At 38.8% G+C, this 16,271-nt stretch carries 16 protein-coding genes; 11 read left to right on the top strand and 5 right to left on the bottom strand.

The features are described from left to right. Positions 1–35: 35 nt before the first annotated feature. On the top strand, positions 36–353 hold the full coding sequence (locus ACFX4G_RS17465; RefSeq protein ID WP_377575921.1) for a YlaH-like family protein: 318 nt from the start codon (positions 36–38) through the stop codon (positions 351–353). A 26-nt stretch (positions 354–379) separates the two neighbouring features. On the opposite strand, the gene ACFX4G_RS17460 is transcribed toward ACFX4G_RS17465, so the two are convergent. Then, positions 380–814, bottom strand: coding sequence for a hypothetical protein (locus ACFX4G_RS17460; RefSeq protein WP_097823987.1), 435 nt, complete (start codon positions 812–814; stop codon positions 380–382). Position 815: 1 nt separating this feature from the next. Further along, entirely contained in the window at positions 816–1,016 is a 201-nt protein-coding gene (locus ACFX4G_RS17455) for a YlaI family protein (protein WP_013056069.1), read from the bottom strand. 185 nt (positions 1,017–1,201) lie between these two features. Here ACFX4G_RS17455 and ACFX4G_RS17450 point away from each other — a divergent pair, with 185 nt between their 5' ends. Continuing rightward, on the top strand, positions 1,202–1,657 hold the full coding sequence (locus ACFX4G_RS17450) for a pyridoxamine 5'-phosphate oxidase family protein (protein ID WP_013082304.1): 456 nt from the start codon (positions 1,202–1,204) through the stop codon (positions 1,655–1,657). Between the two features lie 26 nt (positions 1,658–1,683). On the opposite strand, the gene ACFX4G_RS17445 is transcribed toward ACFX4G_RS17450, so the two are convergent. After that, entirely contained in the window at positions 1,684–2,283 is a 600-nt protein-coding gene (locus tag ACFX4G_RS17445; RefSeq protein ID WP_377575916.1) for a YhcN/YlaJ family sporulation lipoprotein, read from the bottom strand. Between the two features lie 216 nt (positions 2,284–2,499). Between ACFX4G_RS17445 and ACFX4G_RS17440 the strand changes: the two genes are divergently transcribed. Then, positions 2,500–3,828 carry a PhoH family protein gene (locus tag ACFX4G_RS17440; RefSeq protein ID WP_013056072.1) on the top strand — a complete coding sequence of 443 codons (1,329 nt, stop codon included), beginning with the start codon at positions 2,500–2,502 and terminating at the stop codon, positions 3,826–3,828. 37 nt (positions 3,829–3,865) lie between these two features. Here ACFX4G_RS17440 and ACFX4G_RS17435 read toward each other — a convergent pair whose 3' ends face one another. Continuing rightward, positions 3,866–4,366, bottom strand: coding sequence for a hypothetical protein (locus tag ACFX4G_RS17435; RefSeq protein ID WP_013082306.1), 501 nt, complete (start codon positions 4,364–4,366; stop codon positions 3,866–3,868). 281 nt (positions 4,367–4,647) lie between these two features. Here ACFX4G_RS17435 and ACFX4G_RS17430 point away from each other — a divergent pair, with 281 nt between their 5' ends. The 3 genes from ACFX4G_RS17430 (at position 4,648) to pyc (ending at position 9,831) form a co-directional block, all read left to right on the top strand. Then, positions 4,648–4,914, top strand: a complete 267-nt coding sequence (locus tag ACFX4G_RS17430; RefSeq protein WP_370506486.1) for an Fpa/YlaN family protein — start codon at positions 4,648–4,650, stop codon at positions 4,912–4,914. Positions 4,915–5,057: 143 nt separating this feature from the next. After that, positions 5,058–6,248, top strand: coding sequence for an FtsW/RodA/SpoVE family cell cycle protein (locus ACFX4G_RS17425; RefSeq protein WP_377575913.1), 1,191 nt, complete (start codon positions 5,058–5,060; stop codon positions 6,246–6,248). A gap of 133 nt (positions 6,249–6,381) precedes the next feature. Then, a complete protein-coding gene (gene pyc, locus ACFX4G_RS17420; protein ID WP_377575910.1) occupies positions 6,382–9,831 on the top strand; it encodes a pyruvate carboxylase in 3,450 nt (1,149 codons plus the stop codon). Between the two features lie 39 nt (positions 9,832–9,870). Here the strand turns inward: pyc and ACFX4G_RS17415 are convergent, their stop codons facing one another. Further along, the gene (locus tag ACFX4G_RS17415; protein WP_034653460.1) at positions 9,871–10,773 is read right to left on the bottom strand and encodes a COX15/CtaA family protein; all 903 of its coding nucleotides are present in this window, start codon (positions 10,771–10,773) and stop codon (positions 9,871–9,873) included. 504 nt (positions 10,774–11,277) lie between these two features. On the opposite strand from ACFX4G_RS17415, the gene cyoE reads away from it, so the two are divergent. The 5 genes from cyoE to ctaF all read left to right on the top strand — a co-directional run bounded on the left by cyoE (position 11,278) and on the right by ctaF (position 16,266). After that, the gene (gene cyoE / locus ACFX4G_RS17410) at positions 11,278–12,216 is read left to right on the top strand and encodes a heme o synthase (protein ID WP_043979525.1); all 939 of its coding nucleotides are present in this window, start codon (positions 11,278–11,280) and stop codon (positions 12,214–12,216) included. A 137-nt stretch (positions 12,217–12,353) separates the two neighbouring features. Further along, entirely contained in the window at positions 12,354–13,409 is a 1,056-nt protein-coding gene (coxB, locus tag ACFX4G_RS17405; RefSeq protein WP_016763448.1) for a cytochrome c oxidase subunit II, read from the top strand. Between the two features lie 34 nt (positions 13,410–13,443). Further along, positions 13,444–15,309 (top strand): cytochrome c oxidase subunit I, encoded by a 1,866-nt coding sequence (ctaD, locus tag ACFX4G_RS17400; RefSeq protein WP_377575905.1) that lies wholly within the window; start codon positions 13,444–13,446, stop codon positions 15,307–15,309. Continuing rightward, a complete protein-coding gene (gene ctaE, locus ACFX4G_RS17395) occupies positions 15,309–15,929 on the top strand; it encodes a cytochrome c oxidase subunit III (protein ID WP_013056081.1) in 621 nt (206 codons plus the stop codon). Before ctaD ends, ctaE begins: the two co-directional genes overlap by 1 nt. 4 nt (positions 15,930–15,933) lie before the next feature. After that, complete coding sequence (gene ctaF / locus ACFX4G_RS17390) at positions 15,934–16,266, top strand: cytochrome c oxidase subunit IVB (RefSeq protein WP_013082313.1); 333 nt, start codon at positions 15,934–15,936, stop codon at positions 16,264–16,266. Positions 16,267–16,271: the final 5 nt, after the last annotated feature.

The following is a 16,271-nucleotide window of genomic DNA, read 5'->3' as shown; positions in this document are numbered from 1 at the left end:
CGAATAATGTAAAGTAAGGAATAGGGGGAAGAAATATGGATGTAAAAGAACACCTTTCATTTTTTGCAGCTCTGTATCAAGTAGATGAACATGCAAAAATAGGAATGTGGCTGTTATACTTTACCATTTTAGGGCTATCTGTTCTCGTGTACAAACTCGGGTTTGCAAAGAAGCTACCGCTTTTAAAATCTATGGTTATTTATCTATTTTTAGCTTTTGGATGCACGATCTTAACGTTTTTAGGCATTTTTTTACCTGTAGCTGAAGGGCTTGTGGTTGCAGCGTTTGTATTAATTATTTATAAAATACGGCTGTATCAGGCTAAGAAGCAAAACTCCACGTTGGGTTCATAAAAGACTACATAAAAAGACGCTTGTAGCTACAAGCGTCTTTTTAGTATGATATAGCCGAAGACAAGAGCGGCTGCGAAAATTAAATGGCCAGCTGTCCAATAAAAAATCGCTACTGCATCATCCACCGCAGGCGTAGGCTTGAGCGCAAGCAGCGTCAATGGAAAATACAAAGGAATGGTTGGAAGTGTTAATAAAAAGGAACACAATACGATTTTTCGAATAGACATATTATTTAATTTACCTACTATGTAAACAAAAACGATCCCAATTGCAGCGGCAATGAATAAATGAAAAACAAACTCTACCCATTCAGGCCATTGAATAGGGCCAATGATAGGAATAAAATCAACATTTAATAAAAGGGTATAAACTTGTTTGCCGGTTAGCCATTCTATCCATTTTAAACATAACCCAAGGATAATCCCGCTTAACATGCCAATACTTATTCCTAATCGGAGCACCTTACCAATCCTCCTCTGTCTTTTTCGACTCATATAGTTTAAAGTTTCCAGTAGCTATGCGTTCTTTTGTTCGTTTTTCAATCCGTTCAGAACATTCATTGCACATATATGTATGGATAGGACGGTTGCGCAGTCGTTTTGCTACGAGCGTTTCATCCTCAATTGTTTCAATTTTATCGCACATGACACATTGTACTCTCATTTCTATCACCTCAACTTCTCTATACATCATTCTAGCCGAAAATTCTTGTTTTATAAAGTTTTTTTACGGCGCTGTCTCTCAGTAGAAAAGGAACGATAGGAAAACATTCCGAAAGAAGCAGGTAATTTTGCTTGTTAGCTCGAAGATAGTAACTAGTAAGTACATAAACAGTAGGAGGGATGAAAATGGCCAACGAAGTCGAGACTCAACTAGTAGATGCATTATACGATGAGCTACAGACAGAGAGATTTGCAACCATTTCAACTATTGATTTTGAAACAAACGGTCCAAATGTTAGTGCCATTTCGTGGTTAGTAGCTCCGACTAAACAAAAAATTCGATTTGCCGTAGATGTCAAATCGAGGATTGTAGAAAACATTAAACATACGAATAAAGCAGTGGTAAATATTCTTGCTAATGAATCATGTTACTCAATCAGCGGAATAGCTGAGGTAGTGCAAGAAAAATTAGAAGGAGTAGCTTTAAAGCTGACGCTAATTGAACTAGATATTAATGAAGTAAGAGATGTCATGTTCTATGGTTCTAAGATTTCAGTAAACCCTTCATATGAAAAGACCTATGATCCAGTAGCAGCTGCTAAACTCGATAAGCAAGTAATTGAAGCGATAAAAAAAGCTTAGCAGCAGCCTGCCGCTAAGCGACTTTCTTATTTATTTTTTTGAAGATGATTATTAGATTGTTTTTCCTGCTCATTCTTTAAATTTTGCTCTTGTTTATTATTTAATTTTTGATTGTTTGTATCTGTTGAGCTAGGATTTCGGCGAATTTCTTCTGCAAATTCAGGCATCACTCGGTTTACAATGGCTGCTAATTCATCTAAAAATCCTGTAACCGGCCGACCTTTGCGAATTTCATTTCCAATTTGTTTTAGCCGAGCGACCGTATCAGGATCTGCAATAACAACAGAATTAGCACCGTACGGATCAGCTTTCAGACCTTCGGCAACTGTATATTTGATTGAACTTACTTCTGAACGATCAATATCTTTGCCAACGTCAATGCCTACGATTGCATACTTACCGAGCACAATGGCAGTAGCATCATTTACATTCGGAACGCTTGAAGCCAGTTCAACTAAATGAGCTGATATTTCATTAGCAGTACGCTTGTGAGAGCGTTCAGGAGATGAATTTTTGACCTGTACAATTCGATCTGTTTTTTGCCCTTCTTCAACGTCTGCTTGGTTATTGTTGCAGCCGGTTAGTGTAATAAAACATAAGCTAATGGATAGAAAAAATTTGTTCATGTGGGAGACTCCTCCTTATGAATGACTCATTTTTTGTAGTAATTTGTATTTAGTTTCTAATAGTTCTTCTATCTTTATACACGTGTTCATATATTTAAAGAAAATGGTCCGTCCATTTAAGGTCACTTCACACATGTGCGTTACATAGTATATAAATGGATGGGTGCCTTGTTTCACTCCTTACAGGAAAAACAATCGGAGTAGGAGGCTGAATTATTGGGAAAAATTTATGTATTAGATACGAATGTTTTATTACAAGATCCGCATTCAATTTTTTCATTTGATGATAACGAAGTAGTGATTCCGGCCGTTGTACTAGAAGAAGTTGATTCGAAAAAAAGAAATATGGATGAAGTCGGACGAAATGCAAGGCAGGTATCCAAACTCATTGATAACTTGAGACAACATGGAAAGTTATATGAGAAAATCCCTTTAGAAAATGGGGGCCATTTGCGAATTGAACTCAATCATCGCTCTTTTCAACAGCTTCAAGAAATCTTTGTGGAAAAAACAAATGATAATCGAATTTTAGCTGTTGCTAAAAATCTATCTCTTGAAGAGGAAACAAAAGAAGATGGACGTGAAGTGATACTAGTGAGTAAAGATGTGTTGGTACGTGTGAAGGCTGACGCAATCGGCTTAAGAGCAGAAGATTTTTTAAGTGATCGAGTAGTGGAATTCAATAGTATTTATACTGGCTTTTCGGAAGTCTATATTGCAAAAGAACTGCTGAGTCAATTTTACGAAAAAGGAGAGCTGCTAACGTCTCAAATTGCGAACCACTCCTTTTTTGCAAATCAATTCTTAGTGATGAAAGATGCATTTGGGGGATCCGGATCAGCCATCGGCATTGTCGATCAAACAACAACGAAAGTAAAAAAGCTTTTATTTGAATATGATCATATCTGGGGAATCAAACCTCGAAATGTTCAGCAAATTATGGCTTTAGAACTTCTTCTTAGAGACGACGTTCAACTGGTCACGTTAATTGGAAAGGCAGGTACGGGTAAAACGCTGCTTGCTTTAGCTTCAGGACTTATGCAGACGGAAGATCTAGGATGTTTTAAAAAGCTACTTGTAGCTCGTCCAATTGTTCCTTTAGGGAAAGATATTGGATTCTTGCCAGGAGAAAAGCAGGAGAAGCTTCGTCCATGGATGCAACCAATTTATGATAACCTAGAGTACTTATTCAACACTAAAAAACCTGGAGAACTGGATGCGATTCTAGCGGGGCTCAGTTCAATAGAAGTGGAAGCCTTGACGTATATAAGAGGCCGAAGCATTCCGGAGCAGTTCATTATTATTGATGAAGCGCAAAATTTAACGAAGCATGAAATTAAAACAATTTTAACAAGGGTAGGGGAAAAGAGTAAAATTGTCCTTATGGGAGATCCGGCTCAAATTGATCATCCTTATTTAGATGAGTATAACAACGGATTAACGTACGTAGTTGAAAAGTTTAAAGAGCAAAAAGTATCGGGCCACGTCCGGTTAATCAAAGGAGAGCGCTCCGGGCTAGCACAATTAGCAGCTGATATTCTTTAAAAGAAGCGGGGTTCCTTTTGGAACCCCGCTTTTTTTGTTATGTAACGATGATTTCTTCCACATATTTAATAGGGTTATTTCGGTTGGATCCGTCAGGTAAATAGACATAGATAGGCCCATCTTCTCTAAGAGGCTTTCCATCTTGGCTGAAACCAAAGATTAGTTTTTGTGCTTCTTCTAATGAAAAAGAAATCAGTGCGTCTTTTGTTTTAAATGAAACGTTGGTAGCTTCTTCAGTAGGTGAAGCGTTAGCTAGAAAAGGTGCAAATAAAATGCCGAATGTTCCATTTACTAGCTCCTGTTTTTTGAATTTCTTTTCAGTTTTTAACGTAGGAGGAAAGACGGCTCCCTCTTGAATTTCACGGTCCCAATGCTTCGAAACAGCCTTTGTGTACGCTTCTGTTTCGTCTTTTTGCTCCGGTGGATGTTCAAAGAAAACCTCCATATCGAGCTTGCGGTCATCGAAAATCCACACGCTTGGGTCGAGTGTCAGCGTATATTTTACTTTTCCTTTTAACATAATAATTGAATTCATCATAAATGCCCCCTTGCTAAAAGTATAAGCGCTTTCTACTTATTTGTCACTTTGATGAAAAAATTTAGTTGAGAGTGATTCTCGTATGATATAATGTAAAGGTCAACGAAAGTGCGAAATTTCCTACATCTATGGTAACGGTTTTGAGAAAGTAACAGTATAAAAAAGACGGCCAGCCTCACGGACATGTTTATCCTTGCTTTTTTGGAGCATAGCCTTTAAAATTGAGAGATAGATTAGGTAATCGCTCGCGAACGGAGGGATTGAGTTTGACGCCTGAGACAATGATAGATCATCGTGAAAAAGCGTATGCGTTGTTAAAAGCTGATGCAGATAAGATTTTGCAATTAATTCAAGTTCAAATGGATAACTTAACAATGCCACAATGTCCTCTTTATGAAGAGGTTTTAGATACACAAATGTTTGGTTTATCAAGAGAAATTGATTTTGCAGTTCGTCTTGGTTTAATTGATGAACGTGTTGGAAAAACATTGCTAGACCGCCTCGAGCGTGAACTTTCTGCACTGCATGAAGCGTTTACAAAAAAATAAAAATCACGCGATCGAAACTCAAACTATATACAAACGTAGTTTGAGTTTTTTATTACAGGTGGTTGAAATTTCCTAATTTACTCAAATTTGTACATAAAAAATGAAACGAAACAGAAACACGTCATTTTTAAAGGAAGAGGGTTATGGTAAAAAAAATATTTAGGCATTTTGACTATTCAATTGTAATTCCAGTGCTGCTTCTTTGTGCGGTTGGACTAGTTATGGTTTACAGTTCAAGTATGATTGTAAGTATTACAAGATATCATACGTCAAGCGATTTCTTTTACAACAGACAAAAAATGTGGCTTGCTTTTACGCTTGTATTGTTCATTTTAACAATGCTAACACCTTACAAGCTGTATCCTAAAATACTGCCTTATGCGATTCTAGGCATTTTTGTACTGCTTTTGCTTGTGTTTGTAATGGGACATACGAGTAACAATGCGCAAAGTTGGCTGCAGCTTGGCGGGGCAAACATGCAGCCGGCTGAGTATGCCAAGCTCGTTGTCATTTTATACTTATCGTATGTTTTGTCTAAAAGGCAAGAGTATATTGACAACATCAAAAAAGCTTTTTTTGGACCTATGGGTCTTGTATTTCTAATATTAGGCTTTGTAGCTATTCAGCCTGACCTTGGAACGGGATCAATTATTTTTGCTATTGCTGTTACCATTATGCTATGTTCGGGAATCTCTAAAAAAACCTTTTTCCGCATGCTAGCACTAGGTATCATTTTGCTTACGGTAATTATTACGATTGGTTTTTTTACAGGTCAGTTTACTGCCAATCGAATTGGCCGTTTTACCGGTGCATCAGATCCGTTTACCAATGCTCAAGGAACCGGTTATCAGCTGGTTAATTCATATTTAGCAATAGGTACAGGAGGCTTAAAAGGCCTTGGTTTAGGAGAAAGTGTACAAAAGTATGGTTATCTTCCGGAGCCCCATACCGATTTCATTATGGCTATTATTGCAGAAGAATTAGGGTTCTTTGGAGTTATGCTCGTGCTGGGCCTTTTAGGCTTCTTAATTTTCAGGATTTTAATGCTGGCTAAAAAATCTCAGGATCCGTTTGCTAGCATGATTTGTATTGGAGTAGCCAGTATGATTGGTATTCAAACAGGCATTAACCTTGGAGGACTTACGGGACTCATTCCGATTACCGGCGTCACGCTTCCGTTTATCAGTTATGGAGGGTCTTCGCTGCTAACACTGATGGTATCTATGGGAATTATTGTAAATATTTCGTTTTTCGTAAATTATCAAAATAAAAAACAGAAAGATACGGAAAATATTGTGCTACATCCGAACAATACATCAACAACAAGCGATTGATTTTCGTGAAAAAATTGTGTAAAAAAAGCAAAAATTTATTGGAATTTTATCATTTTCCATTGATTTTTGCTTTTCTTTTATCCAATTTTGCTATATATTGAAGTTTATACGAAATTGAGAGGAGATTAGCAACATGAGTTTTGTAACTAAAAAAATCAAAAAAGTATTAGTAGCAAACCGAGGAGAAATTGCGATTCGTGTATTTCGAGCATGTACTGAACTGAATATTCGGACTGTTGCAATTTATTCTAAGGAAGACGCAGGTTCTTATCACCGTTACAAAGCGGATGAAGCCTACTTAGTAGGAGCGGAGAAAAAACCGATTGATGCTTATTTAGATATAGAAGGCATCATCGACATTGCTAAGTCTCATGATGTAGATGCTATTCACCCTGGCTATGGTTTTTTGTCAGAAAATATCCAATTTGCGAAACGTTGCGAAGAAGAAGGCATTATTTTTATTGGTCCAAAATCCAAGCATCTTGATATGTTTGGGGATAAAGTAAAAGCACGTCATCAGGCTATTCAAGCAGATATTCCCGTTATTCCTGGTACGGATGGTCCTATTAATTCAATTGACGAAGCAAAAGAATTTGCTAATCAGCATGGATATCCTCTAATGATCAAAGCTGCTTTGGGCGGAGGCGGTCGAGGCATGCGTATCGTTCGCGATGCAGACAGCCTGAACGAATCTTATGACCGTGCTAAATCAGAAGCAAAAGCTGCTTTTGGTAATGATGAAGTGTATGTCGAGAAACTAGTTGAAAATCCAAAACATATTGAAGTGCAAATTTTAGGTGATGAACAAGGAAATGTTGTGCATCTTTATGAACGCGACTGCTCTGTGCAGCGTCGTCATCAAAAAGTAGTAGAAGTAGCACCAAGTGTTTCTATAGATGAAGACTTACGTCTCCGCATTTGTGAAGCAGCTGTGCAGCTGATGGAAAAAGTGCAGTACATAAATGCTGGTACAGTAGAATTTTTAGTATCAGGAAACGATTTTTATTTTATTGAAGTAAATCCACGTGTTCAAGTAGAGCACACAATTACTGAAATGATTACAGGTATTGATATCGTTCAATCCCAAATTTTAATTGCAGACGGCTACGCGCTTCACAGCAAGGAAGTATCCATTCCTGTACAAGATCAAATTCACGTACATGGATATGCGATTCAATCTCGTGTAACGACAGAAGATCCGTTAAACAATTTTATGCCGGATACGGGTAAGATTATGGCTTATCGTTCTGGTGGCGGTTTTGGCGTACGTTTAGATACGGGAAACAGTTTCCAAGGTGCTGTAATTACGCCTTATTATGATTCACTGTTAGTAAAAGTAACAACATGGGCATTAACATTCGATCAAGCCGCATCAAAAATGGTACGGAACTTAAAAGAATTTCGTATTCGTGGAATTAAAACCAATATTCCGTTCCTTGAAAATGTAGTGAAGCATGATAAGTTCTTAACAGGTGCTTATGATACATCATTTATTGATACAACGCCTGAACTTTTTGTTTTCCCGAAGCGAAAAGACCGCGGAACTAAAATGCTTACATACATTGGGAATGTTACGGTAAACGGATTCCCAGGTGTATCGGAAAAGAAAAAGCCAATCTTTACAAAACCGCGCGTTCCTAGTGTGGATATAAGCAAACCAATTCAAAACGGAACAAAGCAGATTTTAGATGAAAAAGGCGCTGAAGGGCTAGTAAATTGGGTGAAAGAACGCAAGGAAGTGCTATTAACGGATACAACCTTCCGTGATGGCCATCAGTCTCTTTTAGCAACGCGTATTCGTACAAACGACTTAAAACAAGTAGCTAACCCAACTGCACGCTTGCTTCCAGATTTATTTTCTATGGAAATGTGGGGGGGAGCAACGTTTGATGTCGCTTATCGATTCTTAAAAGAAGATCCGTGGGATCGCTTGCTTACTTTACGTCAACAAGCGCCAAACGTTCTTTTCCAAATGCTTCTTCGCGCGTCAAATGCGGTTGGATATAAAAACTATCCTGATAATGTAATTAAAGAATTTGTTGAAAAATCAGCTTATGCAGGTATTGATGTTTTCCGTATCTTTGACAGCTTAAACTGGGTGCAAGGAATGACTCTTGCAATTGACTCCGTTCGTCAAACAGGAAAGATTGCAGAAGCAGCAATGTGTTATACAGGTGATATTTTAGATCCGACGCGCCGTAAGTATGATTTGGATTACTACAAGAACTTAGCAAAAGAGCTTGAGCAGTCTGGAGCACATATCCTGGGCATTAAAGATATGGCGGGTCTTTTAAAACCACAGGCAGCTTATGATTTAGTATCGGCTCTAAAAGAAACGGTTGATATTCCAATCCACCTTCATACGCATGATACAAGCGGAAACGGTGTATACACGTATGCCAAAGCAATTGAAGCAGGTGTAGACATTGTAGACGTAGCCGTAAGCTCAATGGCAGGCTTAACGTCTCAGCCAAGTGCTAACTCTCTTTATTACGCATTAGAAGGTGCGGACCGCAGACCAAATCTAGATATTAAAAATCTAGAAGAGCTTTCTTACTATTGGGAAGACGTGCGAAAATATTACCAAGACTTCGAAAGCGGCATGAACGCTCCTCATACAGAAGTATATGTGCATGAAATGCCAGGGGGTCAATATAGCAACTTACAGCAACAAGCAAAAGCAGTTGGTTTAGGAAACCGCTGGGATGAAGTAAAAGATATGTATTCACGCGTGAATTTGTTATTTGGTGATATTGTAAAAGTTACGCCATCATCAAAAGTAGTTGGAGATATGGCATTGTTTATGGTTCAAAACAACTTGACAGAAGAAACGCTGTTTGAGCGCGGTGAAACGCTTGACTTCCCGGATTCAGTTATTGAATTGTTTGAAGGGTATTTAGGACAGCCTCACGGGGGATTCCCTAAAGAGCTTCAGCGCATCATTCTAAAAGGTAGAAAACCTATTACAGTTCGTCCTGGAGAACTGTTAGAAGATGTGGACTTTGATGCAGTGAAAGAAAAGCTGTTTAAAGACTTAAATCGTCAAGTAACGAGTTTTGATGCCATTGCTTATGCGCTGTATCCAAAAGTATTTATGGATTATCACAAAGCAGTCGAACAATACGGGGACATTTCTGTTCTTGATACCCCGACTTTCCTATACGGCATGCGTTTAGGAGAAGAGGTTGAAATTGAGATTGAAAAAGGAAAAACCTTAATTGTTCGCCTTGTATCCATTGGAGAACCGCAGGCAGACGGTACGCGAGCAGTATACTTTGAATTGAACGGTCAGCCTCGTGAAGTCGTGATTAAAGACGAAAGTGTTAAAACAACCGTTACGGCAAAACAAAAAGCCGATCAAGCAAATCCGGCCCACATCGGCGCTTCAATGCCTGGAACCGTTATTCGAGTAGTAGTAGAAGAAGGCGATAAAGTCTCAAAAGGTGATCACTTAATGATCACAGAAGCAATGAAAATGGAAACAACCGTGCAAGCACCATTTGACGGCGTGATTAAACAAGTACACGTGTCGAGTGGAGATGGCATTCAGCCGGGAGATTTATTAATTGAATTAGAAAGCTGATCAAAAAAGGTACGAGCTCAGAGCTCGTACCTTTTTTGATCAATTATGTGTATGACGCGTTGCAAGTAAGGTTAAATAGCTTAATACACCGAATAGGAAAGAGATAATTAAAGAATGAGCAAGCGCGAGCTCTAGCTGCAGACGTGTGACAACAACAAGCATACCGGAAACCGCCTGAAAAGTAACTAGAATGAGAGCAGCTAACCATCCGTAAAAAATATTTTTTTGATGGCGATAATATTTAACTGCATGGATAAAGGCGGCTAAAATCCATACAAACGTTAAAACAGCAGCGAATCGATGTCCCATTTGAATCCACTGATTCAAATCAACAGGCAGCCAACCGTTTCCGTTTGAACAAAATGGAACGTCTGGACAAGCTAAGCTAGCTTCTTTATGGCGAACAAGCGCGCCCGTGTACACAACGGCATATGTGTACAAGATAACCCCGTAAATATGTTTTTTCATTTTAGAGCCTAGCTGCATATTAGTTGCGTCGAGCTTTTGATCCACTTCAAAGATAATAAGTGTTAACAGCAGCACAGAAGCAAACGAAATAAGAGAAATACCAAAATGAAGAGCAAGCACTGCATCTGATTGTCCCCACATAACGGCAGCGGCCCCAATTAATGCTTGCAGTACTAGGAAGAAAAAAGAGATAAACGCTAAAGGTCTAACTTCTTTTATATGCCCTAGTGAAATCCATGCCCATACGCATAAAGCGAGCACAAGAAAGCCCGACACGCCAGAAACTAAGCGGTGGCTTAATTCAACAACGGTTTCAAATGTTAAAGGGTCAGGAATGAGCTGTCCATTACACAGAGGCCAAGAATCTCCGCACCCGTCTGCTGAACCAGTTTTCGTGACAAGGGCACCGCCAAGCAGAATAAGTAACATGGCCATGCTCGTCACAACGGATAAAAATTTTAATCCAAGTCGCACAATAATCACCATCCTAAAAGCAAAGTAAGTAATATAACGAGCTAAACAATTTATCCTAATCTTTTTGTATATTAAACATAAATTTCATTTATTCTCCATAAACTTGATTGAATTTGTTATAATGGTAGAAAGTGTAAGGTTTATTCATGAGTTTGACTCTGCAGATATGTAAAAGGTACCGTACAGAAAACTATTTTACTTGCACAAATATCTTTTAACAAGTGACAGGGACATGCATTTAGCTCATGACAAAAAAAATCCATATTTTTTTCATGAATTCTTCACAAAGTAACGGCAAAATATGGTTTAATAAACATGAGAAATAGATATTTCTCTACTATTTTACCGTTTACATGTAAAGCTTTTAAGTAGCTTTGGTGAGAGGAATATGACTTCTTTGTGAACAAAGAGGAGATTTTTGTAAAAATATGTTGAAAACGCCTTCATTTATAGACTCTTTATTTACTAGATAAAAGTCTGTGGATGAGTAAAGGAGGAAGCGCCATGGAAGATTCAAAAATGGTGGAAGATTCAACGCTTTCTGCATCGCCTAACACAGCTCATGTAAGCGAAAATAGTTCCGTTTGGTCAGATTTTTTAGCTACGATTAAAATTGGAATAGTCAACTCGAATTTCATCACCACCTTTACTGGTTTTTGGCTAGCTCTTTTCTTCAACGAACAACACTTCTTAGAAAACCTGGATAAAGCATTTTTTACTTTAATAGGTTCTTCACTTATCATCGCCGGTTCATGCAGTTTGAACAATTACATAGATCGTGACATTGACCCTCTAATGGAACGAACAAAGGGACGACCTACAGTGACAGGGAGTTTTACACCTTTGACGGTCCTTGGGATTGGAATCGGTTTTACGTTAACCGGCTTGCTTATGCTACTAGTTGTTTCTTCAGTAGCCGCTCTCATTGGATTAGCAGGAATACTTACATATGTAGTTCTTTACACCATGTGGTCCAAAAGACTATACACAATTAATACAGTAATCGGAAGTATATCAGGAGCTGTCCCGCCTTTAATTGGATGGGCCGCTATCGATCCCAATTTACATGTAGTGGCTTGGGTATTATTTTTAATCATGTTTATTTGGCAGCCCCCTCATTTTCTAGCTCTTGCTATGCGAAGATGTGAAGAATACCGGGCAGCGGGAATCCCTATGTTGCCTGTTGTACACGGGTTTGAGCTGACAAAACGACAGATTCTCATTTGGATTGCTTGTTTGTTGCCATTACCTCTTTATTTATACCAATTAGGGACTCCATTTCTAATTTTGGCCACTGTTTTAAACATAGGATGGCTATTTTTAGGATTTGCTCAATACAATAAACAAGAAGACACAAAGTGGGCTAGCATGATGTTTGTCTACTCACTAAACTATTTAACTATTTTATTTGTCTCAATGATTGTCGCAACGCTTTTTGCCTAGATAAAATCTTTCACTGAATGCGACACTGCACAAGGGGGATTTCTTCTACATGTAGAATTCATTATAGAAGGAATAAGTTTTATGCTCAAGAGGGCATAGATGAAATCACGTCAATGAAAGAGAGGTTGGGGAATGGTATGAAAAAATGGCGATTGAACTTTCGTGTTTTGTCGTTATTTACGCTGCTTGCATTCGTGTTATCGGCCTGTGGAAAACCGTTTTTGTCGACACTTAAGCCTGCAGGTGAGGTAGCTGAAGAACAATATTCGCTTATGCTGCTTAGTACAGCCATCATGGTTTTAGTTATTATTGTTGTCACCATTATCTTTATATTTGTTATTCTGCGCTTTCGTCGTCGTAAAGGCGAAGAAAATGTGATTCCAAAGCAAGTAGAGGGAAGCAGAAAGTTAGAAATTATATGGACAGTGATTCCTATCTTGCTGCTGATTATTTTGACTGTTCCAACGGTTATCTCAACATTTAAGCTAGCGGATGTAAAAGGAATGAAGGACAAAGATGCTGTCGTAGTAAATGTGCGCGCTAACTTGTACTGGTGGGAATTTGAGTATCCTAATCAAAAAATTATTACATCGCAAGATCTAGTTGTTCCAACGGATAAAAAAGTCTACTTTAACATTAAAGCTTCTGACGTCAAGCACTCATTCTGGATTCCTTCAGTTGGAGGAAAGCTCGATGCTAACACAGAAAATGATAATAAATTCTGGCTAGTGTTTGATTCTAAGAAATCGAAGGAAGCTAACGGGGTTTTCTACGGAAAATGTGCTGAGCTTTGCGGTCCATCTCATTCTCTTATGGACTTTAAAGTACGGGCTGTATCAAGCGATGAATTTGATACGTGGGCAAAAGATTTGAAAAAGGCAAAGCCTGATGTAGAAACAGCATCCGCAAAAGCTGGTCAAGAGGTCTTTAATGAAAGCTGTATCGGATGTCATGCTGTTGACGTTAAAGACAATCGTCCAGAGCAAGCTCGTCAAGCACCAAACTTAGCCGGTTTTTCTGAACGTGAGCGTGTAGCTGGGGTGCTTCCTCACAACAAGGAAAATATCAAAAAATGGTTAAAAGACCCTGAAAAAGTTAAGCCGGGTAATAAGATGAGTGGTACATATCCTGACTTAACAGATGAACAAGTGAATGAGCTAGCAGACTATTTAATGAGTTTAAAAGAAAAATAAACGTCCAGTCGTTTTTAAAAGGGGAGGTTTAGCGATGAGTACACTCAGTCAAAAGAAGGGTGTAGGTGGAACAATTTGGGACTTTATGACAACCGTTGACCATAAGAAAATCGCCATTCTTTATTTAATCGCCGGCGGTATCTTTTTTCTAGTCGGAGGAGTGGAAGCGCTATTTATACGTATTCAGCTGGCTATACCAAGCAATGACTTTGTTAGTGCAGGAACGTATAATGAAATTTTAACAATGCATGGAACAACAATGATTTTCTTAGCCGCAATGCCGCTTCTTTTTGCCATGATGAATGCAGTTGTTCCGCTGCAAATTGGAGCTCGAGATGTAGCATTTCCATTTTTAAATTTGTTAGGTTTTTGGTTGTTTGCCTTTGGGGGACTCTTTTTAAATCTAAGCTGGTTTTTAGGAGGAGCACCTGATGCAGGGTGGACATCATATGCTTCGCTGTCTATTGCATCACCTGGTCACGGAATTGATTTTTATGCGATAGGTTTGCAGATTTCCGGAGCCGGGACATTGATTTCAGGTATCAACTTTCTCGTGACAATCATTAACATGAGGGCGCCAGGTATGACTTATATGCGTATGCCGCTGTTTACGTGGACGACGTTTGTTGCATCAGCTCTTATTTTGTTTGCGTTTCCAGCGCTAACGGTTGGATTGTTCTTAATGATTTTTGACCGCTTATTCGGGGGAAACTTTTTTGACGCCACAATGGGTGGGAACACCATTATCTGGGAACATCTTTTCTGGATATTCGGTCATCCGGAAGTATATATTTTAATTCTTCCAGCGTTTGGTGTTTTCTCTGAAATTTTACCTACTTTTTCAAGAAAGAGATTATTCGGGTACTCGTCGATGGTTTTTGCTACCGTATTAATCGGATTTTTAGGGTTCATGGTGTGGGCTCACCACATGTTTACAACCGGACTTGGTCCAATTGCAAATGCCATTTTTGCTGTCGCTACGATGGCTATCGCCGTTCCAACTGGAATTAAAATTTTTAACTGGCTGTTTACGCTTTGGGGAGGAAGTATTGAGTTTACGTCTCCAATGCTGTATGCTGTCGCTTTTATTCCATCATTTGTTATCGGTGGAGTAACAGGAGTTATGGCAGCTGTAGCACCTGCAGATTATCAATTTCAAGATTCTTATTTTATCGTTGCTCACTTCCATTACGTTATCGTAGGCGGTGTCGTATATGCTATATTAGCAGGTGTCACATACTGGTGGCCAAAAATGTTTGGGAAGATGTTAGATGAAAAGTTAAGCAAAGCAACGTTCTGGCTCTTTTTGATTGGTTTTCACTTAACGTTCTTTATCCAGCATTTCTTAGGCCTAATGGGGATGCCTCGCCGCGTATGGACGTTCTTGCCTAATCAAGGTCTCGACCTTGGGAATGCAATCAGTTCATCAGGAGCTGCTTTCATGGCGGTTGCTACGCTCATTTTACTGGTTAATATTATAAAAACAACTGCCAAAGGACAAAGGGTAGGAAGAGACCCTTGGGGAGACGGACGCACATTAGAATGGGCTATTTCATCTCCGCCTCCAGAGTATAACTTTAAACAAACGCCGCTTGTACGCGGGTTAGATGCATATTGGATTGAAAAAATGGCAGGAAATAAAGAAATGACGCCAGCCGAACCTCTTGGTGATATTCATATGCCAAACTCGTCGTTTATTCCATTTATGATATCGCTTGGAATGTTTATTGCAGGGATTGGCTTTTTGTATCGAAATGATCATGCGTGGGGAGATATTGTAGGGATTATCGGAATGATCGTCATGTTTTTATCGATGTTCTTCCGTTCATGGATTGATGATCACGGCTTTCATATTCACAAAGAAGACTTAGTTGATGATGACAAGGAGGCGAAGATGTAATGGAGACTGAACAAAAGCTAACTGCTGAAACTTTCCCTGCTTCGCCTGAAAAAGCAACGCTTGAAGGGAAAAATAAATTTACTGGCTTTTGGCTCTTTTTAGGCGGAGAGACGGTTTTGTTTGCTTCACTTTTTGCTACTTATTTAGCTTTACGTAATTCAACGATGTCAGGACCTAAGCCAGAAGAATTGTTTGATATTAAGCTTGTTTTTGCAGCCACCATGATTTTATTAACAAGTTCACTAACAAGCGTATATGCTATGTATCATATGAAAAATTTTGAATTTAAAAAGATGCAGCTATGGTTAGGCGTTACGTGGCTTTTAGGTTTAGCGTTTTTAGGGCTAGAAATTTATGAGTTCAGGCATTATGTTCATGAAGGGCATACGTTTACAAGCAGCGCATTCGGTTCTTCTTTCTACGCGCTGGTTGGGACCCACGGAGCTCACGTAACGTTCGGATTGCTTTGGATTGGTTCTTTGATGATTCGAAATGCAAAGCGGGGGTTAAACTTATATAACGCTCCTAAATATTATGTCGCAAGTTTATACTGGCACTTTATCGATGTTGTGTGGGTCTTTATTTTCACGGTTGTATATTTAATGGGAATGGTGGGATAAGCTGATGACGACAAATCAATCAAACTCAGATAACCCAAGGCTCAATTTAGATTATCGTAAAAAAAGAAACGCAGAAGATATGAAGATGCAAGTTATCTCTTTTGGGATGATGTTGTTTCTAACGCTAATTGCTTTTTTTGCGGTTTATCAAGAGTTTAGCGGATGGTACATTATGCCGGTGATTGTGCTCTTGGCCGTTGTTCAAGTCATCTTTCAACTTTATTATTTCATGCATATGAACCACAAAGGACATACCATACCAGCATTTTTCTTGTATTCAGGCGTATTGGTAGCTCTTTTAACCATTTTAGCTTTTGTAACCATTATTTGGTGGTAAAGAAA

Origin of the sequence: Priestia sp. YIM B13486 (genome assembly GCF_042787865.1) — a bacterium.
Lineage (GTDB): Bacteria > Bacillota > Bacilli > Bacillales > Bacillaceae_H > Priestia > Priestia megaterium.
This window is presented reverse-complemented; position numbering and strand designations above follow the sequence as displayed.